This window comes from Leclercia sp. UBA2479 (assembly GCF_002341985.1).
Classification (GTDB): Bacteria; Pseudomonadota; Gammaproteobacteria; order Enterobacterales; family Enterobacteriaceae; genus Enterobacter; species Enterobacter pneumoniae.
Genome location: NZ_DDPB01000009.1, coordinates 504,836 through 530,522 on the forward strand (window position 1 = coordinate 504,836; position 25,687 = coordinate 530,522).

27 protein-coding genes are annotated in these 25,687 nt (G+C 55.1%); 14 read left to right on the forward strand and 13 right to left on the reverse strand.

Annotated elements, in window-relative coordinates:
- Nucleotides 1-4 precede the first annotated feature (4 nt).
- Nucleotides 5-511 (forward strand): thiol peroxidase, encoded by a 507-nt coding sequence (tpx, locus tag B3B59_RS12075; protein WP_040075395.1) that lies wholly within the window; start codon nucleotides 5-7, stop codon nucleotides 509-511.
- Between the two features lie 44 nt (nucleotides 512-555).
- Here the strand turns inward: tpx and tyrR are convergent, their stop codons facing one another.
- From tyrR to pspA, 7 genes are all read right to left on the reverse strand, one after another.
- A complete protein-coding gene (gene tyrR / locus B3B59_RS12080) occupies nucleotides 556-2,097 on the reverse strand; it encodes a transcriptional regulator TyrR (protein WP_212475773.1) in 1,542 nt (513 codons plus the stop codon).
- A 112-nt stretch (nucleotides 2,098-2,209) separates the two neighbouring features.
- A complete protein-coding gene (locus tag B3B59_RS12085; protein WP_286809108.1) occupies nucleotides 2,210-3,265 on the reverse strand; it encodes a YcjF family protein in 1,056 nt (351 codons plus the stop codon).
- Nucleotides 3,262-4,659: a YcjX family protein gene (locus tag B3B59_RS12090; protein ID WP_286809109.1), complete on the reverse strand. Its 1,398-nt coding sequence runs from the start codon at nucleotides 4,657-4,659 to the stop codon at nucleotides 3,262-3,264. Before B3B59_RS12090 ends, B3B59_RS12085 begins: the two co-directional genes overlap by 4 nt.
- Nucleotides 4,660-4,767: 108 nt before the next feature.
- On the reverse strand, nucleotides 4,768-4,986 hold the full coding sequence (gene pspD / locus B3B59_RS12095; protein ID WP_040075390.1) for a phage shock protein PspD: 219 nt from the start codon (nucleotides 4,984-4,986) through the stop codon (nucleotides 4,768-4,770).
- Between the two features lie 14 nt (nucleotides 4,987-5,000).
- Nucleotides 5,001-5,360, reverse strand: coding sequence for an envelope stress response membrane protein PspC (gene pspC, locus B3B59_RS12100; RefSeq protein WP_040075388.1), 360 nt, complete (start codon nucleotides 5,358-5,360; stop codon nucleotides 5,001-5,003).
- Nucleotides 5,360-5,584: an envelope stress response membrane protein PspB gene (gene pspB / locus B3B59_RS12105; protein ID WP_040075387.1), complete on the reverse strand. Its 225-nt coding sequence runs from the start codon at nucleotides 5,582-5,584 to the stop codon at nucleotides 5,360-5,362. The genes pspC and pspB overlap by 1 nt, the downstream gene beginning before the upstream one ends.
- Before the next feature lie 57 nt (nucleotides 5,585-5,641).
- On the reverse strand, nucleotides 5,642-6,310 hold the full coding sequence (gene pspA, locus B3B59_RS12110) for a phage shock protein PspA (RefSeq protein ID WP_040075386.1): 669 nt from the start codon (nucleotides 6,308-6,310) through the stop codon (nucleotides 5,642-5,644).
- A 151-nt stretch (nucleotides 6,311-6,461) separates the two neighbouring features.
- On the opposite strand from pspA, the gene pspF reads away from it, so the two are divergent.
- The 10 genes from pspF to pdeR all read left to right on the forward strand — a co-directional run bounded on the left by pspF (nucleotide 6,462) and on the right by pdeR (nucleotide 19,230).
- Nucleotides 6,462-7,451 (forward strand): phage shock protein operon transcriptional activator, encoded by a 990-nt coding sequence (pspF, locus tag B3B59_RS12115; RefSeq protein WP_172657812.1) that lies wholly within the window; start codon nucleotides 6,462-6,464, stop codon nucleotides 7,449-7,451.
- A gap of 88 nt (nucleotides 7,452-7,539) precedes the next feature.
- Entirely contained in the window at nucleotides 7,540-9,180 is a 1,641-nt protein-coding gene (gene sapA / locus B3B59_RS12120; protein ID WP_046885229.1) for an ABC transporter substrate-binding protein SapA, read from the forward strand.
- Nucleotides 9,177-10,142, forward strand: a complete 966-nt coding sequence (gene sapB / locus B3B59_RS12125) for a putrescine export ABC transporter permease SapB (protein ID WP_046885228.1) — start codon at nucleotides 9,177-9,179, stop codon at nucleotides 10,140-10,142. Before sapA ends, sapB begins: the two co-directional genes overlap by 4 nt.
- Entirely contained in the window at nucleotides 10,129-11,019 is an 891-nt protein-coding gene (sapC, locus tag B3B59_RS12130) for a putrescine export ABC transporter permease SapC (protein WP_046885227.1), read from the forward strand. The genes sapB and sapC overlap by 14 nt, the downstream gene beginning before the upstream one ends.
- On the forward strand, nucleotides 11,019-12,011 hold the full coding sequence (sapD, locus tag B3B59_RS12135) for a putrescine export ABC transporter ATP-binding protein SapD (RefSeq protein ID WP_207291838.1): 993 nt from the start codon (nucleotides 11,019-11,021) through the stop codon (nucleotides 12,009-12,011). The genes sapC and sapD overlap by 1 nt, the downstream gene beginning before the upstream one ends.
- 1 nt (nucleotide 12,012) lies before the next feature.
- Nucleotides 12,013-12,819 (forward strand): putrescine export ABC transporter ATP-binding protein SapF, encoded by an 807-nt coding sequence (sapF, locus tag B3B59_RS12140; RefSeq protein ID WP_040075381.1) that lies wholly within the window; start codon nucleotides 12,013-12,015, stop codon nucleotides 12,817-12,819.
- A gap of 125 nt (nucleotides 12,820-12,944) precedes the next feature.
- Nucleotides 12,945-13,733 carry an enoyl-ACP reductase FabI gene (gene fabI, locus B3B59_RS12145; protein ID WP_040075380.1) on the forward strand — a complete coding sequence of 263 codons (789 nt, stop codon included), beginning with the start codon at nucleotides 12,945-12,947 and terminating at the stop codon, nucleotides 13,731-13,733.
- A gap of 170 nt (nucleotides 13,734-13,903) precedes the next feature.
- Nucleotides 13,904-14,893 carry a CMD domain-containing protein gene (locus B3B59_RS12150; protein ID WP_286809112.1) on the forward strand — a complete coding sequence of 330 codons (990 nt, stop codon included), beginning with the start codon at nucleotides 13,904-13,906 and terminating at the stop codon, nucleotides 14,891-14,893.
- An 87-nt stretch (nucleotides 14,894-14,980) separates the two neighbouring features.
- The gene (locus B3B59_RS12155; RefSeq protein ID WP_286809113.1) at nucleotides 14,981-16,915 is read left to right on the forward strand and encodes an exoribonuclease II; all 1,935 of its coding nucleotides are present in this window, start codon (nucleotides 14,981-14,983) and stop codon (nucleotides 16,913-16,915) included.
- 323 nt (nucleotides 16,916-17,238) lie between these two features.
- Entirely contained in the window at nucleotides 17,239-19,230 is a 1,992-nt protein-coding gene (pdeR, locus tag B3B59_RS12160; protein ID WP_286809114.1) for a cyclic di-GMP phosphodiesterase, read from the forward strand.
- On the opposite strand, the gene B3B59_RS12165 is transcribed toward pdeR, so the two are convergent.
- Entirely contained in the window at nucleotides 19,227-20,096 is an 870-nt protein-coding gene (locus tag B3B59_RS12165) for a crotonase/enoyl-CoA hydratase family protein (protein WP_207291841.1), read from the reverse strand. The genes pdeR and B3B59_RS12165 overlap by 4 nt on opposite strands.
- A gap of 192 nt (nucleotides 20,097-20,288) precedes the next feature.
- On the opposite strand from B3B59_RS12165, the gene B3B59_RS12170 reads away from it, so the two are divergent.
- The 3 genes from B3B59_RS12170 to osmB all read left to right on the forward strand — a co-directional run bounded on the left by B3B59_RS12170 (nucleotide 20,289) and on the right by osmB (nucleotide 21,801).
- Entirely contained in the window at nucleotides 20,289-20,471 is a 183-nt protein-coding gene (locus B3B59_RS12170; protein WP_040075375.1) for a hypothetical protein, read from the forward strand.
- Nucleotides 20,472-20,559: 88 nt separating this feature from the next.
- A complete protein-coding gene (locus B3B59_RS12175; RefSeq protein ID WP_212475757.1) occupies nucleotides 20,560-21,312 on the forward strand; it encodes a DNA-binding transcriptional regulator YciT in 753 nt (250 codons plus the stop codon).
- Nucleotides 21,313-21,582: 270 nt separating this feature from the next.
- Entirely contained in the window at nucleotides 21,583-21,801 is a 219-nt protein-coding gene (osmB, locus tag B3B59_RS12180) for an osmotically-inducible lipoprotein OsmB (RefSeq protein WP_040075373.1), read from the forward strand.
- A 70-nt stretch (nucleotides 21,802-21,871) separates the two neighbouring features.
- Here osmB and yciH read toward each other — a convergent pair whose 3' ends face one another.
- The 5 genes from yciH to pgpB form a co-directional block, all read right to left on the reverse strand.
- On the reverse strand, nucleotides 21,872-22,198 hold the full coding sequence (yciH, locus tag B3B59_RS12185; protein WP_286809117.1) for a stress response translation initiation inhibitor YciH: 327 nt from the start codon (nucleotides 22,196-22,198) through the stop codon (nucleotides 21,872-21,874).
- Nucleotides 22,198-22,935: an orotidine-5'-phosphate decarboxylase gene (pyrF, locus tag B3B59_RS12190; RefSeq protein ID WP_286809119.1), complete on the reverse strand. Its 738-nt coding sequence runs from the start codon at nucleotides 22,933-22,935 to the stop codon at nucleotides 22,198-22,200. Before pyrF ends, yciH begins: the two co-directional genes overlap by 1 nt.
- A 187-nt stretch (nucleotides 22,936-23,122) precedes the next feature.
- Complete coding sequence (gene lapB / locus B3B59_RS12195; protein ID WP_040075369.1) at nucleotides 23,123-24,292, reverse strand: lipopolysaccharide assembly protein LapB; 1,170 nt, start codon at nucleotides 24,290-24,292, stop codon at nucleotides 23,123-23,125.
- Between the two features lie 6 nt (nucleotides 24,293-24,298).
- Nucleotides 24,299-24,607, reverse strand: coding sequence for a LapA family protein (locus B3B59_RS12200; protein WP_040075368.1), 309 nt, complete (start codon nucleotides 24,605-24,607; stop codon nucleotides 24,299-24,301).
- 151 nt (nucleotides 24,608-24,758) lie between these two features.
- Nucleotides 24,759-25,523 (reverse strand): phosphatidylglycerophosphatase B, encoded by a 765-nt coding sequence (gene pgpB, locus B3B59_RS12205; RefSeq protein ID WP_286809120.1) that lies wholly within the window; start codon nucleotides 25,521-25,523, stop codon nucleotides 24,759-24,761.
- Nucleotides 25,524-25,687: the final 164 nt, after the last annotated feature.

The window sequence follows — 25,687 nt, forward strand, 5'->3', positions numbered from 1 at the left end:
ATCCATGTCACAACTCGTTCATTTCCAGGGCAACCCGGTTGCTGTTGCTGGTGCCATTCCGCAGGCGGGTAGCAAGGCACAGGCTTTTACTCTCGTAGCAAAAGACCTGTCCGACGTCGCGTTGAGCCAGTTTGCTGGCAAACGTAAAGTCCTGAACATTTTCCCAAGCATCGACACTGGCGTGTGTGCCGCATCAGTGCGTAAATTCAACCAACTGGCCACTGAAATGGACAACACCGTGGTGCTGTGCATTTCCGCCGATCTGCCGTTTGCCCAGTCTCGCTTCTGCGGCGCAGAAGGTCTGAGCAACGTCATCACCTTGTCTACGCTGCGTAACGCAGATTTCCTGCAGAACTATGGCGTGGGCATTGCCGAAGGCGCGCTGAAAGGCCTGGCCGCACGTGCTGTTCTGGTCATTGATGAAAACGACAATGTCGTCTTCAGCCAACTGGTGGATGAAATTACCACCGAGCCAGATTACACGGCTGCGCTGGAAAGCCTGAAAGCCTAAGCGCTACGGCAAAATAAGAAAGCCTCCGCAAGGAGGCTTTTTTGTTACTCGTCACCTTTTTTCTGGCTCAGTCCATACTCGCGCAGCTTATTGGCGATTGCGGTATGCGACACGCCCAGACGCTTCGCCAGCTTACGGGTGCTGGGGTAATCGCGATAAAGCTGGGTGAGTACCGAGCGTTCAAAACGGCTGGTGATATCATCCAGCGAACCTTCCATCGCCTCTTCACCCACTGACACCGTACCGGCGTCATAGTCCGGCAGCAGAATGTCCTGTGGGCGGAGCTCATAACCCTCCAGCTGACTGAGGGCCCGGTAGATCGCGTTTTTTAACTGCCGCACATTGCCCGGCCAGCCGTAGCGCGTCAGCACGTTACTCAGATCGGCCGAGAATTTAGGACGCGGAATGCCTTGCTCATCGGCAAAGCGAGCGACAAAGAGTTCCGTTAACGGCATGATGTCCTGCGGACAATCACGCAGCGGCGGAATATTCAGGGTCAGCACGTTCAGACGATAGTAGAGATCTTCCCGGAACAGCCCTTTTTGTACCAGCTCCACCAGGTTTTTTTGGGTCGCGCAGATGACGCGCACATCCACGTGAACCTCGTGATCTTCCCCCACCCGGCGGAACGTACCGTCATTAAGGAAGCGTAGCAGTTTGGCCTGCATGCGCGGCGACATTTCGCCAATCTCATCCAGCAGGACCGAGCCGCCGTTGGCCTGCTCGAAGAATCCTTTTATCCCCTCCGGCGCGTGGCCGAATAGTTCGCTCTCGACCGCATCTTCCGGAATCGAAGCGCAGTTAAGCGCAAGATAGGGTTTTGCCGCGCGCGGGCTGGCCAGGTGGACAGCATGCGCCAGCAGATCTTTACCGGTGCCGGTATCGCCGGTGATCAGCAGCGGCGCGGTGAGGTTTGCCAGCTTGCGGGCCTGGTCAACGACGTGACGCATCTTCGCGCTGACAGCGATGATCTGATTGAACGCACTCATATCCTGGCTGCTGAGGTCCTGCAGCTGACGTCCCATTCGCACCGTAGAGCGCAGCATAATCACCGCCCCGGTTAGCACGCTGACGTCATTTTCACCCTTCAGATAAAACGGTGTAATCTCCATCAGGAAGTTTTGTCCGTGGATCACCACGTGTTCGCTGTGGGTGGACTGCGGGTTGCTCTCCAGCCAGCGCTGGAAATTAAAACCGGGGATCAGCTGGGGCGCCGTATGGTTACGCAATTTGTCTGCGTCAAGACCGAAAAGCTGACAGCCCGCCTGGTTGGCACGCTCGATTTTGCTTTTCATATCAAGGGATAAAAACGGCTCCGGCATCGCCTGCAACAAGGCGTTCAGCGCCAGATGTTCGCGTTCGGAAGGCATCCACGGCACTGTGCGCACATCCGTAACGCCAGCGATACGGCGGATTTCAGCCATCAAACTGCTGAATGTATCGAATTCGATTTCGGCGAAATTGAGGTAAATCTTCCCGATGGGATCGATCTCAATGCCGCGCAGATCAATGCTACGCAAAACAAGGAGATCAAGTAACTCGCGAGTCAGGCCGAGACGGTCCTTACAAAAAACTTCCAGACGCATGGGAAAATCACTCTATAAGCCAGTAACCTACAAATGATAAGCCAGATATCGCTATTCAGGAAGATGGCTGTCAACAAATATTGACAGCCTGCGGAAATAACACGCAGTCCGACTATGACTGCGGCTTTTTACTCAACGTCTCTTTCAACTGGCCGATCAATTCGCGTCGGAAATCACCGAGCCGGGGTTTATCCCCCTCGATCCACGGCAGCGGACGGCAGAGCTCCATGGCTTTGATCCCCAGACGTGCGGTCAGTAAACCAGCCCCGATACCCTGGGCGGCGCGGGTCGAGAGACGCGCGGCCAGATCCTGAGACATCCAGTCCATACCCACTTCACGTACCAGCTCGGTGGCGCCGGCAAACGCGATGTTGAGCAGTACCAGGCGAAACAGTCGCAGCCGACTGTAGTACCCCAGCTCAATGCCGTAGAGGGTGGCGATGCGGTTGATCAGCCGTAAATTACGCCAGGCAATAAAGGCCATATCCACCAGCGCCAGCGGACTGACGGCAATCATCAGCGTGGACTCAGCGGCCGAGCGGCTGATTTCACGTCGAGCCTGCGAGTCGAGTACCGGCTGTACCAAGTGTGCGTACAGTGAAACCACTTCCCGGTCATTCTGCGTTTCGTGAATCGCGGCGTACCAGCGCTGCAACGCCGGATGAGAGTGATCCAGCCCCGCCTGTTGCGCTAATTTTTCACAGAATGCACGCCCTTTGCCCGTGGCATGGCTGTGTAGCAAATCGCGGGCTTCGTCGCGCTCGTGCGCACGCTGACGCAGGCGCCAGAGTCGACGCCATTCGGTGGCCAGCGATCCGACCCCTGCGCCAATAATCAGGGCGCCCGCCGCGCAACCTCCCAGTGCCACCCAGTCTTGCGTCTGCCAGGCGTGCATCGTCCACTGAACGCCCTGGCCCACCACGCTTATACCAAACAGCGCCAGCCCGGCGGTGACCATTTTGCGCCACAGGCTGCGTTTAGGCCGCAGGGCCTGCTCCACAACCGCTTCCGCCTGGCCCTCTTCCTCAGCAAGCAGCGTTTCTGTTAACGCCGGTGCGAAGTTGTCCGCCTGGGGGCCGTTAAAGGTCTGCGCAGATCGAAACGCTTCGGTGCGGTCCGGCTCCAGCGGTCCGGAGAAATCAATACGGGGTTTGAGCGGTTCCGTCATCGCAATTTATCTCCAATTAAAAACTCCAGTGCAGCATCCAGGCGTATATGCGGTAGCGGTTGATCGACATTCATCGTCTGAGGACGGAATGCTTCAAACTGAAAACCCTGATTTTGCCAGAACGCCTGGCCTGGCAAGCGAGCGGGCACCTCCCCGGGATAGACCGTAAGCGGTTCGCCATCGCTCAGACGATGCCCGCGCAGCGCCGGGATTTTCTCACCGTTTACGTCAATCAGCCCACTCTGCGTAGCCTGAACCGACGCTAGCCCCAGGCAATCCATGCTGATCCCCTCGAAGGCGGCGTTCTGCCAGGCATCCTGCACCAGCTGTTGCAGGAGTGAGACCATATTGGCGTGCTGATCTACCGTCACGTGATCGGCTTTGGTGGCGGCAAACAGCAGCTTATCAATGACCGGGGAGAACAAGCGCCGAAACAGCGTTCGCTGGCCGTAGTGGAAACTTTGCATGAGCTGGGTGAGCGCCAGGCGCATATCGTTGAAAGCTTGCGGGCCGCTGTTGAGGGGTTGCAGACAATCAACCAACACGATCTGGCGGTCGAAGCGCAAAAAGTGGTTGGTGTAAAAGCCCTTGACCACTTTGTCACAATAATAGTTAAACCGCTCGCGCAGCATGCCGGCGTTGGTCTGTTTATCGGCCTGCGCCAGCTTAGATTCGCCGTAGGTTTCCACATCCGGCCAGGGGAAGAACTGCAGCGCGGGGGCACCCGCCATATCCCCCGGCAGCACGAAGCGGCCCGGCTGGATAAAGTGCAGCCCCTCTTTTTTACACTGATGCAGATAGTCGGTCCAGGCTTCGGCGATGGCGGCCAGGCGGTTTTCATCAGCCGGTGCCAGCGGATCCAGCCCTTCACAAAGGCTGCGCCATTTGGCTGACCACTCGGCCCTGTGACCCTGTAACAAACCGGTCATCTGCCGGGACCAGCTCAGGTAATCCTGCGTCAGCATGGGCAGGTCCAGCAGCCATTCGCCGGGGTAATCTACGATTTCAAGATAGAGCGTAGACGTCTCTTTGAAGTGGCGCAGTAGTGAGTCATTGGAGCGAAAACGAAGCGCCAGGCGGATTTCGCTAACCCCACGGGTCGGCGTCGGCCAGATAGGAGGCGTACCGTACAACTGCGCCAGCCCTTCATCATAGGTAAAACGGGGGATACCGAAATCGCGCTGGGGTACGCGTTTTACGCCTAACAGACGCTCTTCGCGCACGGCGCTCAGAAGCGGCAGACGCGCCCCCGCATGAAGATTGAGCAGTTGGTTGACCATCGCCGTGATAAAGGCGGTCTTGCCGCTGCGGCTCAGTCCAGTGACCGCCAGGCGCAAATGCCGGTCAACCCCGCGGTTGACCAACGAGTTGAGTTCATTTTTAAATCGCTTCATCGCCATCCTGTATCGTCTGAAGGAATTATTGTTCTTAAATATATGACATGGGGTTAACAAGAAGGGAATAAAAGCCCCGAAGGGCAATGGCACATCATCGATGTGCCGTTATTTCAGTTTGCCGGAAAGGCGAGTCGCCAGTTTTTTCAGTAAGGGTTCGAGGGCCACCGCCAGCAACAGTCGGACGGGTTTACGTGCGACCGACTTGATCGCCCAGCCCGCAACCCCTGCCGGGCCGTAGCGCAATGCGGTGAGTAGTACCAGCTTCCCTGCGATTTTGAGGCCTGGTTTAACACTCTGCCCGGCCTTGTGCCAGCGTTGATTCATCTCTGTTCTCTCAGTTATAGCTGACGAAAACGGCTTCGCAGCGTAAAGGTATCGGAGGTGACATACCGTTCCATTTCGCGCAGGCGCTGTTCGCCTGACGCCAGTTCGGCATCCACCGCATCCAGTAATTCAGAACTGGTGGGGACGTTTTCCCCCTCCATCGCTCCCTCCGGCATCGGATCCAGCACGAAGGACAAAATGATATAGGCCACTAACGTAATAAAGGCCAGGCCAAAGAAGATGGAGAGCACAGTCACGACGCGCACCAGCTTAACCGGGACATCCAGGTAATGCGCAAGACCCGCACACACCCCACGAACCATCCCCTGCTGAGGAATACGCCACAATTTTTTATTCAGATTCAATCCGGCCATTAACGATCCCTCCACTGTGGATGTTCCGCATCCAGGATGGCTTCCAGCGCCTGGATACGCTCACGCATTTTTTTCGCATCGAGGGTTAGCTGACTCAGTCGCTGCTGCTCGCTTTGGGATAATTCGCTACGTGAAGAGCGGTTGCTGTAGTGAAGCCACAGCCAAATCGGCAAAACAAACAGCACGAAAATGGTCAGTGGAATGGCAAGAAAAAGCGCGCTCATGTCTACTCCTTGTCTTACGATGAGTGGCGGTGCCGCCTGTGGGCACCGCTAACGTTATTATTGATTATCGACTTTCATTTTGGCTTTCAGCGCAGCCAGTTGCTCACTGATTTCATCATCCGCTTTCAGTTCTGCAAACTCTTGATCCAGGGACTTCTGTTTGCCAAAGCTGTGGCTTTCGGCCTCGGCTTCCATTTGATCAATGCGACGTTCGAATGATTCAAAGCGCGCCATCGCTTCATCCAGTTTTCCGCTGTCGAGTTGACGACGCACATCGCGGGAAGAGTTTGCCGCCTGATGACGCAGCGCCAGCGCCTGTTGACGGGCACGGGTTTCGCTCAGTTTGTTCTCCAGCTCAGCGATCTCTTTTTTCATGCGCACCAGGGTTTCATCAACCAGGGTCACTTCATGCTCAAGCGTCGCGACGATATCGGTCAGCTTCTGTTTTTCGATCAGTGCGGAGCGGGCCAGATCGTCTTTCTCTTTACGCAACGCCAGCTCGGCCTTCTCTTGCCACTCGCTCTGCTGTGCGGTCGCTTGCTCAATGCGGCGAGTTAACTGTTTCTTTTCTGCCAGCGCACGCGCAGAGGTGGAGCGCACTTCCACCAGCGTGTCTTCCATCTCCTGAATCATCAGACGCACCAGCTTTTGCGGATCTTCCGCTTTTTCGAGCAGTGAGTTGATGTTGGCGTTCACGATGTCGGCAAAACGAGAAAAAATACCCATAATTCAATCCTCACAATGTAGTTATCGGGCGATGCCCTGCTGAATCACTAATACAAATAGCGTGCCAGTTTTATATCTTATTGATTTTCAACATTGTGATTGCTTTTTGGTCAGTTCCATCCTACTCTCGCTTAGTGAATCACACCACTAAATGGTTAATTTCATCATGGCTGAATTTAAAGACACGCTGTTGGGCGAAGCCAACAGTTTTCTCGAGGTACTTGAGCAGGTCTCGCGGCTGGCCCCTCTCAATAAACCGGTACTGATTATTGGCGAACGCGGGACCGGTAAAGAGTTGATTGCCAACCGCCTGCACTACCTTTCCGGGCGCTGGGATGGCCCCTTTATCTCGCTAAACTGCGCCGCGTTGAATGAGAACTTACTTGATACAGAACTGTTTGGGCATGAGGCTGGGGCCTTTACCGGCGCGCAAAAACGTCACCCCGGCCGCTTTGAACGTGCCGATGGTGGCACCCTGTTTCTTGACGAACTGGCCACTGCGCCGATGCTGGTGCAGGAGAAACTGTTGCGCGTGATTGAATATGGCGAGCTGGAGCGTGTGGGTGGTAGCCAGCCCTTGCAGGTAAACGTGCGACTGGTTTGCGCCACAAACGCCGACCTGCCGGAGATGGTGGCACAAGAAAAATTCCGCGCCGACCTGCTGGACAGGCTGGCGTTTGATGTCGTGCTACTCCCGCCGCTGCGCGAACGACGCAGCGATATCATGCTGATGGCCGATCAGTTTGCCATCCAGATGTGTCGCGAGCTTGGCCTGCCCCTCTTTCCCGGCTTCAGCGAGCGCGCCCGCGAAACCCTGATGGGATACCGCTGGCCAGGCAACATTCGTGAGCTGAAAAACGTGGTGGAACGTTCGGTTTATCGCCATGGCACCAGCGAGACCGAACTGGACGATATCATTCTCGATCCCTTCTTACGTACGCAGCGGCACGAGAAAGAGCCCGTTCAGCCCAGCGATCACGCTCTGCCGCTTGATTTACGCCAGTTTCAGCTTGATCAGGAAAAGCAACTGCTTGAGCAGAGCCTGAACGAGGCCAAATATAACCAGAAACGCGCCGCTGAACTGCTGGGCCTGACCTACCATCAATTAAGGGCATTGCTCAAAAAGCATCAAATGCGCTGACATTATCAGCACTTACCCGCAGACATTTTTACCTGGCAGGCGTAAGTGCGATACACTTTGCAGATTGAATCTAAAAACCCTAAATATTATGCGTCTGGTTTTCTCGTCCCTGATTGCACTCGGCCTGTTCAGCAGCCAGGCATTCGCCGTCCCCTCCCCTGCGGATCGCACTGATATTCGCGAAAGCGGCTTTGTCTACTGCGTAAGTGGCCAGGTTAATACCTTCAATCCGCAGAAAGCGAGTAGCGGGCTGATCGTTGATACGCTCGCCGCTCAGCTCTACGATCGCCTGCTGGACGTCGATCCCTATACCTACCGGTTAGTGCCAGAACTGGCTGAAAGCTGGCAGGTGCTGGATAACGGCGCGACTTACCGTTTCCGTCTGCGCGACGACGTTGATTTCCAGACTACGCCGTGGTTTAAACCGACCCGCAAACTCAACGCGGACGACGTGGTCTTTACATTCCAGCGGATCTTTAATCGCCAGCATCCCTGGCACTATATTAACGGTGAGGCTTTCCCGTACTTCGACAGCCTGCAGTTCGCTGACACCGTTAAGGATGTGCGAAAAATCGATGCCCATACGGTAGAGTTTTCACTCTCCCGACCAGATGCCTCTTTCCTCTGGCATCTGGCGACGCACTACGCCTCGGTGATGTCTGCTGAATATGCCACCGTTCTGGCACAGCGCGATCAGCAAGAGTTGCTGGACCGCCAGCCCGTGGGAACCGGCCCCTTCCAGTTGGAGGAGTATCGCGCTGGCCAGTATATCCGCCTGCAGCGACATGCCCACTTCTGGCGTGGGACACCACTGATGCCTCAGGTGGTGGTCGATTTGGGTTCCGGCGGTACGGGCCGACTTTCAAAATTGCTGACCGGTGAGTGTGATGTTCTGGCCTGGCCGGCCGCCAGCCAGTTAACGATTCTGCGTGATGATCCGCGCCTGCGCCTGACTCTGCGCCCCGGCATGAACATTGCCTACCTGGCCTTCAATACCAACAAACCGCCGTTGAATAATCCGGCGGTGCGTCATGCCCTGGCGCTGGCTATCAATAATCAGCGTTTAATGCAGTCTATCTATTATGGTACCGCTGAAACGGCGGCATCGATCTTACCGCGCGCCTCGTGGGCTTATGATAATGAGGCTAAAATTACGGAGTACAATCCGGCTAAATCGCGCGAGCAGTTAAAAGCGCTGGGTGCCGAGAATCTCACCCTGCAGCTATGGGTCCCCACCAGCTCGCAGGCCTGGAACCCCAGCCCGCTGAAAACCGCCGAATTGTTGCAGGCGGATCTGGCGCAGGTGGGGGTGAAAGTGGTGATTGTGCCGGTTGAAGGGCGTTTCCAGGAGGCGCGCCTGATGGATATGAATCATGACCTCACGCTCACGGGCTGGGCGACGGACAGTAATGATCCGGACAGCTTTTTCCGCCCGCTCATGAGCTGCGCGGCGATCGATTCGCAAACCAACTACGCGCACTGGTGTAATCGGGAATTCGACGCTGTGCTGCAGAAAGCGTTAGCCACCCAGCAACTTGCGGCGCGCATTGATGCCTACGACGAAGCCCAGAGTATTCTGGCGAAAGAACTGCCGGTGTTACCGCTGGCCTCTTCCCTGCGTCTGCAGGCCTACCGCTACGATATGAAAGGCCTGGTACTCAGTCCGTTTGGCAATGCGTCCTTTGCGGGCGTCTCTCGTGAGAAACCGGAAGAGGTGAAAAAACCGTGATTATTTTTACCTTACGCCGGCTGGTATTGCTGCTCATCACCCTCTTCTTTCTGACCTTTATTGGCTTCAGCCTGAGCTATTTCACCCCTCATGCGCCGCTGCAGGGGGCATCATTATGGAATGCCTGGGTATTCTGGTTTGACGGCTTATTGCACTGGGACTTTGGTGTCTCCAGCATTAATGGTCAGCCCATTTCCGAGCAGTTAAAAGAGGTCTTCCCGGCGACCATGGAGCTCTGTATCCTCGCTTTCGGTTTTGCGCTGATGGTTGGTATTCCCGTGGGGATGCTGGCCGGGATCACCCGCAATAAGTGGCAGGATAAGCTGATAAGCGCTTTCGCACTGCTGGGCTTCTCAGTGCCGGTCTTCTGGCTGGCTCTGTTGCTGACGCTGTTCTTCTCGCTGACTCTCGGCTGGCTGCCGGTATCAGGGCGCTTCGACCTGCTCTATAACGTGAAAACCGTCACCGGTTTTGCCATCATCGACGCCTGGTTATCTGACTCCCCGTGGCGCCACGAGATGATCGTCAGCGCCGTGAGTCATATGGTTTTACCGGTGCTGACCCTTGCCGTGGCCCCCACCACGGAGGTGATTCGCCTGATGCGTATCAGTACCATTGATGTGTTTGATCAGAACTACGTCAAAGCCGCCGCGACGCGCGGACTATCGCGCCTGACGATTCTGCGCCGCCATGTGCTGCATAATGCGCTGCCGCCGGTAATACCGCGTCTGGGCTTACAGTTTTCGACCATGTTAACGCTGGCGATGATCACCGAGATGGTCTTTAGCTGGCCGGGTCTGGGTCGCTGGCTGATTAACGCTATCCGCCAGCAAGATTACGCCGCCATTTCTGCGGGCGTGATGGTAATAGGTGCACTGGTGATCATTGTGAACGTGATCTCCGATATTCTGGGCGCTATGGCTAACCCACTGAAACATAAGGAATGGTATGCCTTACGATAGCGTTTACAGCGAAAAACGCACCCCCGGTGCGCTACGCACCGCGTGGCGTAAATTCTACGGAGACACGCCGGCAATGGTCGGCCTTTACGGTTGTGGTGGCCTGCTGCTGCTCTGTCTGTTAGGCGGCTGGTTTGCACCTTATGGTATTGATCAGCAGTTCCTCGGTTATCAGTTGTTGCCGCCGTCCTGGTCGCGCTATGGCGAGGTCTCATTCTTTCTGGGGACCGACGATCTGGGACGCGATCTCCTGAGCCGTTTATTAAGCGGCGCGGCCCCTACCGTGGGCGGTGCGCTTATTGTCACGCTTGCCGCCACACTGTGCGGTCTGGCGCTGGGCATTCTGGCCGGGGCGACGCATGGCCTGCGCTCGGCGGTGATGAACCATATTCTCGACACCCTGTTGTCGATTCCGTCTCTGCTGCTGGCCATTATCGTGGTGGCCTTTTTCGGGCCTCATTTGAGCCACGCCATGTTTGCCGTCTGGCTGGCGCTGCTGCCGCGCATGGTGCGCTCGGTCTACAGCCTGGTACATGACGAACTGGAGAAAGAGTATGTTGTGGCGGCGCGTCTTGATGGCGCTACCACCCTGAACATTTTATGGTTCGCCGTGCTGCCCAACATCGCCTCGGGGATGGTGACAGAGATCACCCGCGCCCTGTCGATGGCGATTCTGGATATCGCGGCCCTCGGCTTTCTTGATCTTGGCGCGCAGCTCCCTTCACCTGAATGGGGCGCGATGCTCGGCGACGCGCTGGAGCTTATCTACGTGGCGCCCTGGACGGTGATGCTGCCCGGCGCGGCGATTATGGTTAGCGTACTGCTGGTCAACCTGCTGGGCGACGGCATTCGCCGTGCGATTGATGCGGGGGTGGAATAATGCCATTACTGGATATTCGCAATTTAACCATCGAATTCAAGACCAGCGAAGGCTGGGTCAAAGCCGTCGATCGGGTCAGCATTACCCTGAGCGAAGGCGAGATTCGCGGACTGGTAGGAGAATCCGGTTCGGGTAAAAGCCTTATTGCCAAAGCCATCTGCGGCGTGGCAAAAGACAACTGGCGGGTCACGGCCGACCGTATGCGCTTCGATGATATAGACCTGCTGCGCCTTTCCGCACGCGAGCGGCGTAAGCTGGTGGGCCATAACGTATCGATGATCTTCCAAGAGCCGCAATCCTGTCTCGATCCCTCTGAACGAGTGGGTAAACAGCTGATGCAGAACATCCCCGGCTGGACCTATAAAGGTCGCTGGTGGCAGCGTTTTGGCTGGCGCAAGCGCCGTGCCATTGAGTTACTGCACCGGGTCGGGATAAAAGATCATAAAGATGCCATGCGCAGTTTCCCTTACGAGCTGACAGACGGCGAATGTCAGAAGGTGATGATTGCCATCGCGCTGGCGAACCAGCCACGTCTGCTGATTGCCGATGAACCCACTAACGCGATGGAGCCCACCACGCAGGCGCAGATTTTCCGCCTGCTGTCGCGGCTGAATCAAAATAACAACACCACCATTTTGCTGATCAGCCATGATCTGCAAATGCTGAGTAAATGGGCAGATAAAATTGACGTGATGTACTGCGGCCAGACGGTAGAAACCGCATTCAGTGAAGATCTGGTGACCACACCGCATCACCCTTATACGCAGGCGCTGATCCGCGCGATTCCCGATTTTGGTAGTGCGATGCCGCATAAAAGCCGGCTTAATACCCTGCCCGGCGCGATTCCTCTGCTGGAGCATTTACCCATTGGCTGTCGCCTTGGGCCGCGCTGCCCCTATGCGCAGCGTAAATGTATTGAGACGCCGCGCCTGGCCGGGGCCAAAAACCACCTGTTCGCCTGCCATTTCCCGCTGAACATGGAGAGAGAGTGACATGGTCGACACACTGCTGGAAGTGCGCAATCTCAGTAAAACCTTTCGCTATCGCACCGGTTTATTCCACCGCCAGAACGTTGAGGCAGTCAAGCCGCTGAGTTTCGCGCTGCGTGAAAAGCAGACGCTGGCGATTATTGGCGAGAACGGTTCGGGTAAATCGACGCTGGCAAAAATGTTGGCCGGAATGATTGAACCCACCGACGGCGAGATCCTGATTGACGATCATCTGCTGAAGTTTGGCGACTACTCTTTCCGTAGCCAGCGCATCCGCATGATTTTTCAGGATCCGTCGACCTCGCTCAACCCGCGCCAGCGCATTTCGCAAATTCTGGATTTTCCGCTACGTCTGAACACTGATCTCAGTGCCGAAGCGCGGCGCAAGCAAATTATCGACACCCTGCGTATGGTGGGTCTGTTACCGGATCATGTGAGCTATTATCCACACATGCTGGCACCGGGGCAGAAACAGCGTCTGGGCCTCGCCCGCGCCCTGATCCTCCGCCCGAAGGTGATCGTTGCCGATGAAGCGTTGGCCTCGCTGGATATGTCGATGCGTTCCCAACTGATTAATCTGATGCTGGAGTTACAGGAGAAACAGGGGATCGCCTATATTTATGTGACCCAACATCTGGGCATGATGAAACATATCAGCGATCAGGTACTGGTGATGCACGAGGGCACCGTGGTTGAGCGTGGTAGCACGGCGTCGGTACTTGCTTCTCCGCTGCATGACCTGACAAAACGGTTGATAGCCGGGCATTTTGGCGAAGCTTTAACCGCCGATGCGTGGCGAAAAGACAGGTGATTCCTCCCTGTTTGAGTGGTCGGATTAACTAACTTCGCGACACATGCTATTATCGCCGCGTTTTAACGACGGTCGTCCACAAATGATGACGATCGCCACAACAATGAATATAAGGATTAAGAGCTATGGGTTTTCTTTCCGGTAAGCGCATTCTGGTCACTGGCGTTGCCAGCAAACTGTCCATCGCATACGGTATCGCACAGGCTATGCACCGTGAAGGCGCTGAGCTGGCGTTCACCTACCAGAACGAGAAGCTGAAAGGCCGTGTGGAAGAGTTTGCCGCGCAGCTGGGGTCCAGCATCGTTCTGGAATGTGACGTTGCTCAAGATGAAAGCATCGATGGCATGTTCGCTGAGCTGGCAAAAGCATGGCCGAAATTTGACGGCTTCGTGCACTCTATCGGTTTCGCACCGGGCGATCAGCTGGACGGCGACTACGTCAATGCCGTAACCCGTGAAGGCTTTAAAATCGCGCACGACATCAGCTCCTACAGCTTCGTGGCGATGGCGAAATCCTGCCGCACTATGCTGAACCCAGGCGCTGCCCTGCTGACCCTCTCTTATCTGGGCGCAGAGCGTGCAATCCCTAACTACAACGTTATGGGTCTGGCTAAAGCCTCTCTGGAGGCGAACGTACGCTACATGGCGAACGCAATGGGTCCTGAAGGCGTGCGTGTTAACGGCATCTCTGCGGGTCCAATCCGTACGCTGGCTGCCTCCGGCATCAAAGATTTCCGTAAAATGCTGGCGCACTGCGAAGCGGTTACCCCGATTCGTCGTACCGTTACCATCGAAGACGTGGGTAACTCTGCGGCCTTCCTCTGCTCTGACCTCTCTGCAGGTATCTCCGGCGAAGTGGTTCACGTTGATGGCGGTTTCAACATCGCGGCAATGAACGAGCTGGAAATCAAATAAACTTGTCCTGTTACCCGGCGGCGCACGCTGCCGGGTGCTTCCCTCCCTTCTCCCCCGCATCACCCCGACCTTATATACCGTTCTGCTATTTGTTATCACTTAACAATATTTTTCCCTCCGTATGGGTTACGCCAGGATATTGATCGCCATTTTGAGATCAAGGAACGCCCATGGAACAACGCCGTCTTTCTGGTAAAGGCCACTGGTATCACGAAACCCAGTCTAATCACTGTCCGGCTGATGTTCTGCCCCTGGTGCCTGAAGCCGCTTACGTCGACGACCGTTTTTTGCTCGATTTAGCCCTTTCTGAAGAGACCCTGTCCGCGCATGAAGGCTGGCTGGCGCCTGCGCGGGAGCTCTGTAGCTTGCTGTTCCCTCTGCGGGTACCGGTATCGCGATTACGAACCCTGAGCGCATATGACCGCCTGAGCACCGCCCTGACGGTCGCTCAGGTCTGTGGCGTGCAACGTTTATGCAATCACTACGCAGCCCTTCTCGCCCCGCTCCCCGGCCCGGACTCCTCGCGTGAAAGTAACCGCCGCCTTGCCGAGATTACCCAGTACGCCCGCCAGCTTGCCAGCTCGCCCGATGTCATCGACACCAAAGCCCAGCAGCAACTGGATGAAGTGGGTTTAACCACCTATGACGTGATAGTGATTAACCAGATTATCGGCTTTGTCGGCTTCCAGGCGCGCGTCGTCGCTGCGTTTCAGGCGATGCTGGGCCACCCGGTACGCTGGTTGCCAGGCCACCCTGGTTCGTCGCAACCGCTGATTGAGGAGGCGCAGCTGAGCGACTGGCAGGCGATTCTGCCGGTGGTGGCGCTTCCTGACGCCAGCGCACAACAGCTGGAGTCCCTGGCCCGCTGGCAAAACCAGCCCGCGTTACAACACCTGGCACCGGTGTTATGCCATGAACCGGCGCTGCTGGAACGCACCGGTCAGATCCTGACAAGCGGAGTAGAGACCGTATCGACCTGCCCCGCCGCACTCACCGCAGTCGAACTGCTGAGCTGCTCGCCAGACCGCTTTAGCGCTGCGCAATTCGCCCCGCTTATCCGGGAGGACGTTACCGCAACCCGGGCGATCAACCTGCTCGCCTGGAGCGCATTTTGTGGCTGGCTAAACCGCCTGAAGATCGCGCTACGTAAGGTCGAATAACCCTTCTTTTTACCGAAAGAGCGCTTGCTGAAGACCTAAGAATCGCGTAAAACTGTCAGCCGCTCATTGGCTACGAAAATAGACACTATGCTTCAGGACAACCCGCTGCTTGCGCAGCTAAAACAGCAGCTTCATTCTCAGACGCCCCGCACTGAAGGGGTTGTAAAAGCCACGGAAAAAGGCTTTGGCTTCCTCGAAGTCGATGCGCAGAAAAGCTACTTCATCCCGCCTCCGCAGATGAAGAAAGTGATGCACGGCGACCGTATCGTCGCTGTGATTCATACCGAAAAGGAACGCGAATCCGCCGAGCCGGAAGAGTTGATCGAGCCGTTCCTGACCCGTTTCGTTGGTAAGGTTCAGAGAAAAGACGACCGTCTTTCTATTACGCCGGACCATCCCCTGTTAAAAGATGCCATTCAGTGCCGTGCCGCACGGGGCGTTGAACACGATTTCAAAGAAGGCGACTGGGCCGTTGCTGAAATGCGCCGCCATCCGCTGAAAGGCGATCGCTCCTTCTATGCTGAACTGACCCACTTTATCACCTTCGGCGACGACCACTTCGTGCCATGGTGGGTAACCCTGGCGCGCCATAATCTTGAAAAAGAGGCGCCAAACGGCGTGGCGACGGAGATGCTGGATGAAGGTCTGGAGCGTCAGGATCTGACTGCCCTGAACTTTGTCACCATTGATAGCGCCAGCACCGAAGATATGGACGATGCGCTGTACGTCGAAGAGCGTGCCGATGGCAAACTGGTGCTGACGGTGGCTATCGCCGACCCTACCGCCTGGGTTGCCGAGGGGAGCAAGCTGGATGACGCGGCCAAAATCCGTGCGTTCACCAACTATCTGCCGGGCTTTAATATCCCAATGTTGCCGCGTGAACTCTCTGATGACCTGTGCTCTCTGCGCGCCATGGAGGTTCGCCCGGTGCTGGCTTGTCGTATGACCATCGCGACGGATGGCACCATCGAAGATGACATCACCTTCTTCGCGGCAACCATCGAATCGAAAGCGAAGCTGGTATATGACAACGTTTCAGACTGGCTGGAAAATAGCGGTAGCTGGCAGCCTGAAAACGACGCCATTGCCGACCAGATTCGTCTGCTGCACCGCGTATGCCAACGCCGTAGCGAATGGCGTCAGACCCATGCGCTGGTCTTTAAAGATCGCCCAGACTATCGCTTTATTCTGGGCGATAAAGGTGAAGTGCTGGATATCGTGGCAGAACCGCGCCGCATTGCTAACCGTATCGTTGAAGAGTCAATGATTGCGGCCAACATCTGTGCAGCCCGCGTATTGCGCGACAAACTTGGTTTTGGCATCTACAACGTCCATACCGGTTTTGACCCGGCCAACACCGAAGCGCTGGCGGCTCTGCTCAAAACTCACGATGTGCATGTTGATCCGCAAGAGGTGCTGACCCTCGAAGGTTTCTGCAAATTGCGTCGCGAGCTGGATGCCCAACCGACGGGCTTCCTCGACAGCCGTATTCGTCGCTTCCAGTCATTTGCGGAAATCAGCACCGAGCCCGGTCCCCACTTTGGCCTTGGCCTGGAAGCCTACGCGACCTGGACCTCACCTATTCGTAAGTATGGCGACATGGTGAACCATCGTCTGCTGAAGGCTATCATCAAAGGCGAAACCATTGCCCGTCCCGGCGATGAGACCACCCTGCAGATGGCCGAGCGCCGCCGCCTGAACCGCATGGCCGAGCGCGATGTCGGTGACTGGCTGTATGCCCGCTTCCTCAACGATAAAGCCGGAACGGAGACGCGTTTCCCGGCCGAAATTATCGATGTCAGCCGTGGCGGCATGCGCGTACGTCTGGTGGACAATGGTGCGGTGGCGTTTATCCCTGCACCATTCCTGCACGCCGTTCGCGACGAGCTGGTCTGTAGCCAGGAAAATGGCACAGTGCAGATCAAAGGCGAAACGGTGTATAAGGTCACCGAAGTGATCGATGTCACCATTGCGGAAGTCCGTATGGAAACCCGCAGCATCATCGCCCGTCCTGCGGTCTAATATCCCGCTGAAATGTCGGCTGCACCTCTTTCAGGGCAGCCGACATTTTTTATTCTGCGTTAAACCTCGCATTCATCACTGTTCCTCGCTTTTTTCCCCCACAATCCGCCAAAAGCGATCACAATTATCTATAGCTTCGGTGCGGTAGCATCACGATATTGTAGAATTTTCATTCACTTTTACCCCTTTTCATTATTCTCGTTCTAATATAAGAAAACAGGGAAAAAACAATAATTTCATCTCGTGAATACCTTTCTGGACTGATGGTGTACGCGAATGAAAATGCGCATTGTGAGCGCTATTAAGCGGGCCCGGGAGAGAACATGATTGACGATCTGGAGCAAAATTTGCTGTTTCGTTATATGGGCACCCTCAGTCCCTGGTGGCGCCTGACAGCCGACAGTAACGCGCTCCACCTTGCTGCCAGCGAGAGTTCCGATACCACGCAGGTGGTCGCCCTGACGGATGAACAGGCCGACAGCATTCGCGAGATGACCGTTATTACCTCCAGCATTACCATGACACTTTCGCTCTATGGCACCGACGTCCCGGTGCATCTGGTTGGCCGTAAAATCAATAAAAAAGAGTGGGCTGGCACCGCCTCTGCCTGGAATGACACCCCTTCCGTTGCGCGGGATCTGGCCCAGGGGCTCTCTTTTGCCGAGCAGGTGGTTTCTGAAGCCAACTCCGTGATTGTCATTCTCGACCGACACGGCAATATTCAGCGTTTCAATCGTCTGAGCGAAGAGTATACCGGCCTGAAAGAGCAGGAAGTCATCGGCCAGAACGTCTTTAAACTCTTTATGAGTCGTAGCGAAGCGGCTGCCTCCCGGCGTAATATCAGCGGTTTTTTTCGTAACGGCAGCTCCTATGAGGTGGAACGCTGGATCAAGACCCGCAAAGGTCAGCGCCTGTTTCTCTTTCGTAATAAATTCGTCCATAGCGGTAGTGGAAAAAATGAGATCTTCTTGATCTGCTCAGGCACGGATATCACGGAGGAGCGCCGCGCCCAGGAACGACTGCGCGTGCTGGCGAATACCGATACCATTACGGGCCTGCCTAACCGAAACGCCATCCATGAAATGATCAGCGATGCTATTGCGCAGCGCGGAGAGGGTCAGGTGGGCGTGGTCTATCTCGACCTGGATAATTTCAAAAAGGTGAACGATGCCTACGGGCACATGTTTGGCGATCAGCTCCTACAGGCCGTCGCGCTGGCAATTTTGAGCTGCCTTGAAGAGGGGCAGGTTCTTGCGCGCCTGGGTGGGGATGAGTTTATTGTTCTGGCGACTGACACCTCCCAAAGCTCGCTGGAGGCGATGGCCTCACGCATTTTAACCCGCCTGCGGCAGCCCTTTCGCATCGGTCTCATCGAAGTCTACACGGGTTGCTCACTGGGTATTTCCCTTGCGCCTCAGCACGGCACCGATCGCGAGAGCGTGATCCGTAACGCCGATACGGCGATGTACACCGCCAAAGAGAGTGGCCGTGGTAAATTTACGGTCTTCTCGCCGGAGATGAATCAGCGCGTATTTGAGTACCTGTGGCTGGATACCAACCTGCGCAAAGCGCTCGATAATGACCAGTTAGTGATCCACTACCAGCCCAAGATTACCTGGCGCGGAGAAGTCCGGAGCCTGGAGGCGCTGGTGCGTTGGCAATCGCCCGAACGCGGGCTGATCCCTCCCATGGAGTTTATCTCCTACGCGGAAGAGTCCGGGCTCATTGTGCCTCTCGGGCGCTGGGTGATGCTCGATGTGGTGCGCCAGGTGGCCAGGTGGCGTGATAAGGGAATCAACTTACGGGTGGCGGTTAACGTCTCTGCGCGGCAGCTCGCGGATCAGACCATTTTCAGCGATCTGAAACAGGCCCTGAAAGATTTGAATTTCGAATACTGTCCGATTGATGTAGAACTCACCGAAAGTTGCCTGATTGAGAATGAAGAGCTGGCGTTATCAGTGATCCAACAATTCAGCAAGCTGGGATCGCAAATCCATCTGGATGACTTTGGTACTGGATACTCATCCCTCTCTCAGCTGGCGCGTTTTCCCATTGACGCTATCAAGCTCGACCAGGCCTTTGTGCGGGATATTCATAAACAGTCCGTCTCTCAATCGCTGGTACGTGCCATTGTGGCCGTGGCGCAGGCCCTGAATCTGCAGGTGATCGCTGAAGGTGTGGAGAGTGCGAAAGAAGACGCCTTTCTGACAAAGAATGGCGTCAATGAACGACAGGGATTTCATTTTGCTAAACCTATGCCCGCGACTGCCTTCGAGCGTTGGTTTAAACGCTACCAGTCACGCAATGCCCGCTAGCTCGCTTTACGCAATCCGGAGGCGGTGTGACGATCCTGCAGCTGAACCAGCCGTTCCATATAGGCGATATCTTTCGGTTGCAGGCAGAAAGCGGCATCTACCCAGTCCTCGGTGATATCCATCAGTTCGCTACGGGGTAACTGCATCACGCGCTGCCGGGCCCGCAACATCGCCCGAACACCATTCATTTTGGGCTGCAGGGTATCAATAAAGGTCCGTGTCGCCACATAGCCTTGCCCCGGCTCAAAAAGCACGTCCACCAGTCCATGCTGCTGGTACCACTCCGCCGTGTGTGATTCCCCTTTGTAAATCAGCTCTTCGGCCAATTTCATGCCGGAACGACGCGCAACCAGCGAGTAGCCGCCCATCCCCGGAAAGAGGTTGAAGGCGATCTCCGGGAACCCTAAGCGCACATCTCGCTGGGCCAGCAGAAAGTGATGGGCCAGCGCCGCCTCAAAGCCTCCACCCAGCGCGCTCCCTTCGACCATCGAGAGGGAAATCGCCCCGGTATCAAAGCCCCTTGAGGCCGCATGGACACAATCCACGCAGGCGCGGGCGTAAGCGCGTAAGGCTTCGCGTCGCCCATGCTGGATACACTCCACGAAGAAACGTAAATCACCTCCTGCATTGTACATATCCGGTACCAGCGAGCCGGTCACCCAAAAGTCGACGATAAAGCCCGATTGCCGCACCAGCCATGACATATTCATGATCTCTTCGATCAACGCATGATTAAAACAGGGTCGCGGCTGAGCGCGCAGCATCATCCAGACGGTACGTCTCTCCTCCTCGTAATATCCCGCCAACTGCGTGAATCGTTCCGTATCAGTAAAGAGTTTACAGGTCACCTGATTGATAATAGTCATAGTCTATTTCCTCTTGGAAAAAAGCGCGTTGCGCGCAGAGTTAGACTAATCCACTGCTAAAGTACCCATCATGTTGAGCGTTAAAAATATCACTATCATTTATGTCATTTGGTGAGAACACATTTTCCCTTCTCTTTTGCCCTCATTTTCTGCATCATTGAATTTATTCACTTTTCATTTAAGGATGAGATTATGTCTGATATCAATGCACTGAAAGTGGCTCAACGTATTGATACCGTGCTGGATATCCTGGTCGCAGGCGATTATCACTCTGCTATTCGTAATCTCGAGATTTTAAAAAGCGAATTACTGACCCAGGCGGGGAGCGAACCCGCTTCCGATGCCCCTCAGCCGAAAGCGCCATGGGAGGTGTGAGGTATTCACTACCTCATGCGTGCTCCGTAGTGAGTTATCTCTGTTTTAACCATTAACCAACGGTGCTTACCGTTTTGATATGGATGCTATGAATTCCCGACAACAACAAATTCTGCAGATGGTGATCGACAGAGGGCGCGTCAGCGTCGTCGAGCTGGCGAAAACAACCGGCGTGTCGGAAGTGACCATCCGCCAGGATCTCAACCTGCTTGAAAAAATGAGTTATCTGCGTCGCGCGCACGGCTACGCGGTTCCGCTCGACAGTGAAGATGTTGAAACGCGGATGATGAATAACTATGCCCTGAAGCGTGAACTGGCGGAGTTTGCCGCCTCACTGGTGAACAACGGCGAAACGGTCTTCATTGAGAATGGCAGTAGCAATGCCCTGCTCGCCCGGACGCTGGCAGAGCAGAAAGAGGTGACTATCGTCACCGTCAGCAGCTATATCGCCCATCTGCTTAAGGAGACGCGCTGCGAAGTGATCCTGCTGGGCGGTATCTATCAGAAGAAGAGCGAAAGCATGGTTGGCCCGCTGACGCGGCAATATGTTCAGCAGGTGCATTTCAGTAAAGCCTTTATCGGCATCGATGGCTGGCAGCCTGAGACCGGCTTTACCGGGCGTGACATGATGCGTTCCGATGTCGTCAACGCGGTGCTGGAGAAAGGCGGCGAAGCTGTGGTACTGACCGATAGCACCAAGTTTGGTGCTGTTCACCCTTATATGATGGGCCCCATCTCGCGCTTCAGCCGGGTCATTACGGATAACGGCCTCAAAGCGGAGCATCAGCAGCAATTAGAACGTGACGGACTCATCGTCGATATCGTAAAAAAACCTGAATGACCCCCTCCTCTTCGCCCGATTATTCGGGCGAATTATCCCCTCGCGTTGTATGAGACTATTCCGACCATTTCTTTAAGACTATTTACCTGTCTGCTGAATGATTAAGTCGTAAAATTAATGTTAGCGATATAACAGGAAGTAACTATCACCTGCGTGATTTTGTAACGCCTGCGCGACAAGGTTTCATGGATAACGGCAACTGAGTATGTAAATAAGCTATACTTAGATTGATTATGTGTTCCATGAATCAATAATTCAGGAGAACGTATTATGTCTTTACTTACCAGCAAGAAATTAACTGCTGCCGTGGTGGCAGTGACTCTGGCAATGTCTTTGAGCGCATGTTCCAACTGGTCCAAACGCGATCGTAACACCGCTATCGGCGCGGGTGCTGGTGCTATCGGTGGTTCAGTCCTGACCGATGGCAGCACGCTGGGTACCTTAGGTGGTGCAGCAGTGGGCGGTATTATCGGCCACCAGGTAGATTAATTAAGTTAGTCGGCTTCACGCTATTGAATTTAATGCCACGGCCAATGCCGTGGCTTATTTTTTGCCTTTTTTAACCGCCTGCCAGTTTGACTTTCATCCCTTTGGCTTCCAGCAGCGATTTAATAAGATCGCGTTTATCCCCCTGGATTTCTATTACGCCATCTTTTACTGCGCCGCCACAGCCGCATTTCTTTTTTAATTCCGCGGCTATCTGCACCAGCGTAGCATCGTCAGCATCAATACCGGTAACCAGACATACGCCCTTCCCTTTCCGCCCGCTGGTCTGGCGCTGAATACGCACAATACCGTCCCCTTTCGGTCGTTCTGGGCAAGATTTGGGTTCATCGATACGCCCGGTTTCAGTTGAGTAGACCAGACGACTGTTTGTATCGCGCATTACGCCCCCTTATTCAGTGATGCGTTGATGGCACGCAGGGTTTGCGCCGGATCGGCAGACTGGGTCACCGGACGCCCAATAACCATATAGTCTACGCCGGCAGTCTGCGCCTCTTGCGGCGTCATGATACGACGCTGATCGCCCGCATCGCTGCCAACCGGACGAATCCCTGGCGTCACCAGCTTGAAGGACTGACCCAGCTCGCTCTTAAAGCGAACAGCTTCCTGAGCGGAACAGACCACGCCATCGAGGCCACAGTTTTGGGTCAGGCGTGCCAGACGTTCTGCGTGCTCCGCTGGCGTGAGCGTAATGCCCAGCTCGAGCAAGTCGCTGGCTTCCATGCTGGTGAGCACGGTAACCGCAATCAAGAGCGGGGCATCGTTGCCAAACGGTATCAGCGCTTCGCGCGCTGCTGTCATCATTCTTGCACCGCCGGAGGCATGAACGTTCACCATCCATACACCCAGATCTGCAGCTGCCGCTACGGCATGCGCGGTGGTGTTAGGAATGTCGTGAAATTTAAGGTCGAGGAAGATTTCAAACCCGCGCTGCTGCAGGTCACGGACGATTTGCGGCCCGAACAGCGTAAACATCTCTTTACCCACTTTCAGACGGCAGTCGCGTGGGTCGATGCGATCAACAAAAGCCAAAGCGTTATCACGATTGTTGTAATCAAGGGCGACAACAACAGGAGAGGATGTAACTACGCGGGAAGATGATGAAGCTAAAGACGTCATGACCTGGCCTTCTCGTCGATGGGCGCCGCACCGGCGCGGGATAGATAAACGGCGAGCATTCTACCTGTGAGTGCTAAAAATTAACAGAAACCATTTAAATCCTGTCAGGCCACAGGCCGCACGGAGTCAAAGGGCGGCAGATGAATCGTCAATAGTATGTTGTAACTAAAGTGAGGTTTTTTAAAAATTACTGTCCATCCAGCCCGCGAATCGGCTTAATGGTATTCCATGCCCGGCACGACGGACAGTGCCAGTAAAGGGTATAGGCCGTAAAACCACACTTCTGACAGCGAAAACGCGGCTTGCTGCGTACCTGTTCACCCACCATGTCGCGCAACACCATCAGACTCTCTTTGGCGCGCCCCTCTTCGGCATCATGAAGGTGATAATCCATCAGTTTATGAAATACGCGCATGGTTGGATGGCGCTGTAGCTGACGGTTTATATAGAGCTGCGCAGTGTCGCTACCTTCATGCTGTTCGATGACATCTGCCAGCATCAGCTCGGCGCTGGCCCCGGTGTTCTCTTCCACGCAGCGGCGCAGGAAAGCGACCCACTCCTCGGGTTTGCCCAACTGCTGATAGCAGGTTTGCAGCATCTCTAAGGTTTCGCTAACCAACTCTTTATCTTGATCAATGACGCGCAGCAAGCTCTCCACGGCTTTGTTATATTCGCCTTTGGCCATAAACACCCGGCCGAGCATGATGGAGATACGCGCGCTATTACGATCCGCCGCGGCGCCTTTTTTCAGCAACGCAATAGCGCGATCCATGTCCTCGCTGCCCATCTGCTGCAGCGCAAGCTCGCAGTAGAAATGAGCAATTTCGCCGCGCTGTTTATCTTTACCCAATTTCACCAGCCGCTCAGCCACCTCAATCGCTTTTTGCCAGTCACTGGTGGCCTGGTAAATTTGCAATAACTGCTGCAGGGCGCTGATACGGAAATCGGTTTCGTCCACCAGTTGGTTGAACATATCTTCCGCGCGGTCATAAAGCCCGGCGGCCATGTAGTCACGACCAAGCTGTTGAACGGCAAGCAGGCGCTGGTCGTAGGTTAACGACGCGCTCTCCATTAAGGTCTGGTGAATACGAATTGCACGGTCAACTTCTCCGCGGGAGCGGAAGAGGTTACCGAGGGTGAGGTGAGCCTCAACGGTGCCGGTATCTTCTTTCAACATCTCAAGGAACAGGTCTACCGCTTTATCCTGTTGATTGCTCAGCAGGAAGTTAACCCCTGCCACATAGTCACGTGACAGGCGATTGGCTTCATCCTGTTTTGTCTGTTGCGCACTTCTGCGGCCCATATACCAGCCATAGGCTGCGGCGACAGGCAAAAGCAGAAACAACAACTCCAGCATCTTCGATTATTCCTTCGCGACCGGCACACCTGAAGTTACCGGAACGTCGGCCGTGGGCGCGATCTGATATTCAAGACGTTTAATTTTTCGTTCAGCACGGGCCAACGAGACGCGTACTTTAAGCCAGAATAGCCCGCAAATTAGCCAGCCGATCGCAAAGCCTGCTGCAAAAAGCACCGCCAGCAGACTTGAAATTCGATACTCGCCCTGCGCCAGCAGATAATTGAAAGTTACCTGTTGATCGTTTTGCGCACCTAATGTGACGGAAATGACAAAAATCGCCAATACCAGTAAGAAAATGAGTAAATATTTCACATTACTTCCCGTTATGTGGTTCGAGCGAATAAAGTGTGTTCAACATACCGCAATCAGCCTTATAACCTATCATTTTAAGGGCTGGCGCGAAACGGAAAAAGTCGCGCGCCAGATTAGGATCTGCGGGTTAAATCGCGATTTTCAACCGCGGTCAGCTTTCCGCGTCCCGGGTGGCGATTTCTCGCTCTTCTTCTTTCGGCGGCATCAGCGGTCCACAGACTCGCTCAGCAATCCAGGTGGCAAGCGTCACCAGCAGCCATGATATAAGCGTAGCGACGATCAGATCGACCGGCCAGTGCATTCCCAGGAGCAGACGACTGCCCATCACCCCCGTGGCCCATGCCAGCAGAACGACGATGGTGAGGGTGCGCCGGCGTGGCCATAACAGCCCAACGCCCAGCAACGCCCAACTGGCGGCAAACATGGTGTGGCCCGAAGGAAAGGCAAAACCCGTCTCTTTTTGCCAGTGCTTGCGTAAGAATTTCGGAATATCCGTCTGCTCGGCCAACTGCTCTTTCACCAGTTCACCGCGCGCCTTACGCTTTAAATTGTAGAAGTCGTTTACCGGCACCTGGTGCTCTTTTTCGAGCCAGACAACATAAGGACGCGGTTCTTGCGCGCGTTCTTTAACCCAGGATTTCACCCCCTGCCCCACGGCAATCGATCCCCCGAGAATGGCAAACAGCATGATGGCGGCACGTAGACGAAAGCGCAGACACCATAAGAACCAGAGACAGAGTAGCGTATGGGTAATAATGCCCCAGGGTTGGGTGACGGTTTCGGTTACCCAGAACAGGGTTTTCAACCAGGCGCTGCTGCCTCCTGGCTGCCACTGCCAGCCGGAGATCCAGACGGCGGCGGGCATAATGAGCAATATCCCTGCTCCTACCGCCGTACGGCGGGCAATTGAAAGCATGTCGACTCCTTTTATCGGTAAGCCCAACAATCATAACCGAAAATTCATCGACAGGTAAAAATGTCGGATTGTGCGTTTAACGTTCGTATAGCGGGCGTGGATTAGGTGAACCTGCGCAGCTTGTGGCAAAATAAGCAGATAAAGAGAGCCGAACAGGCACATTT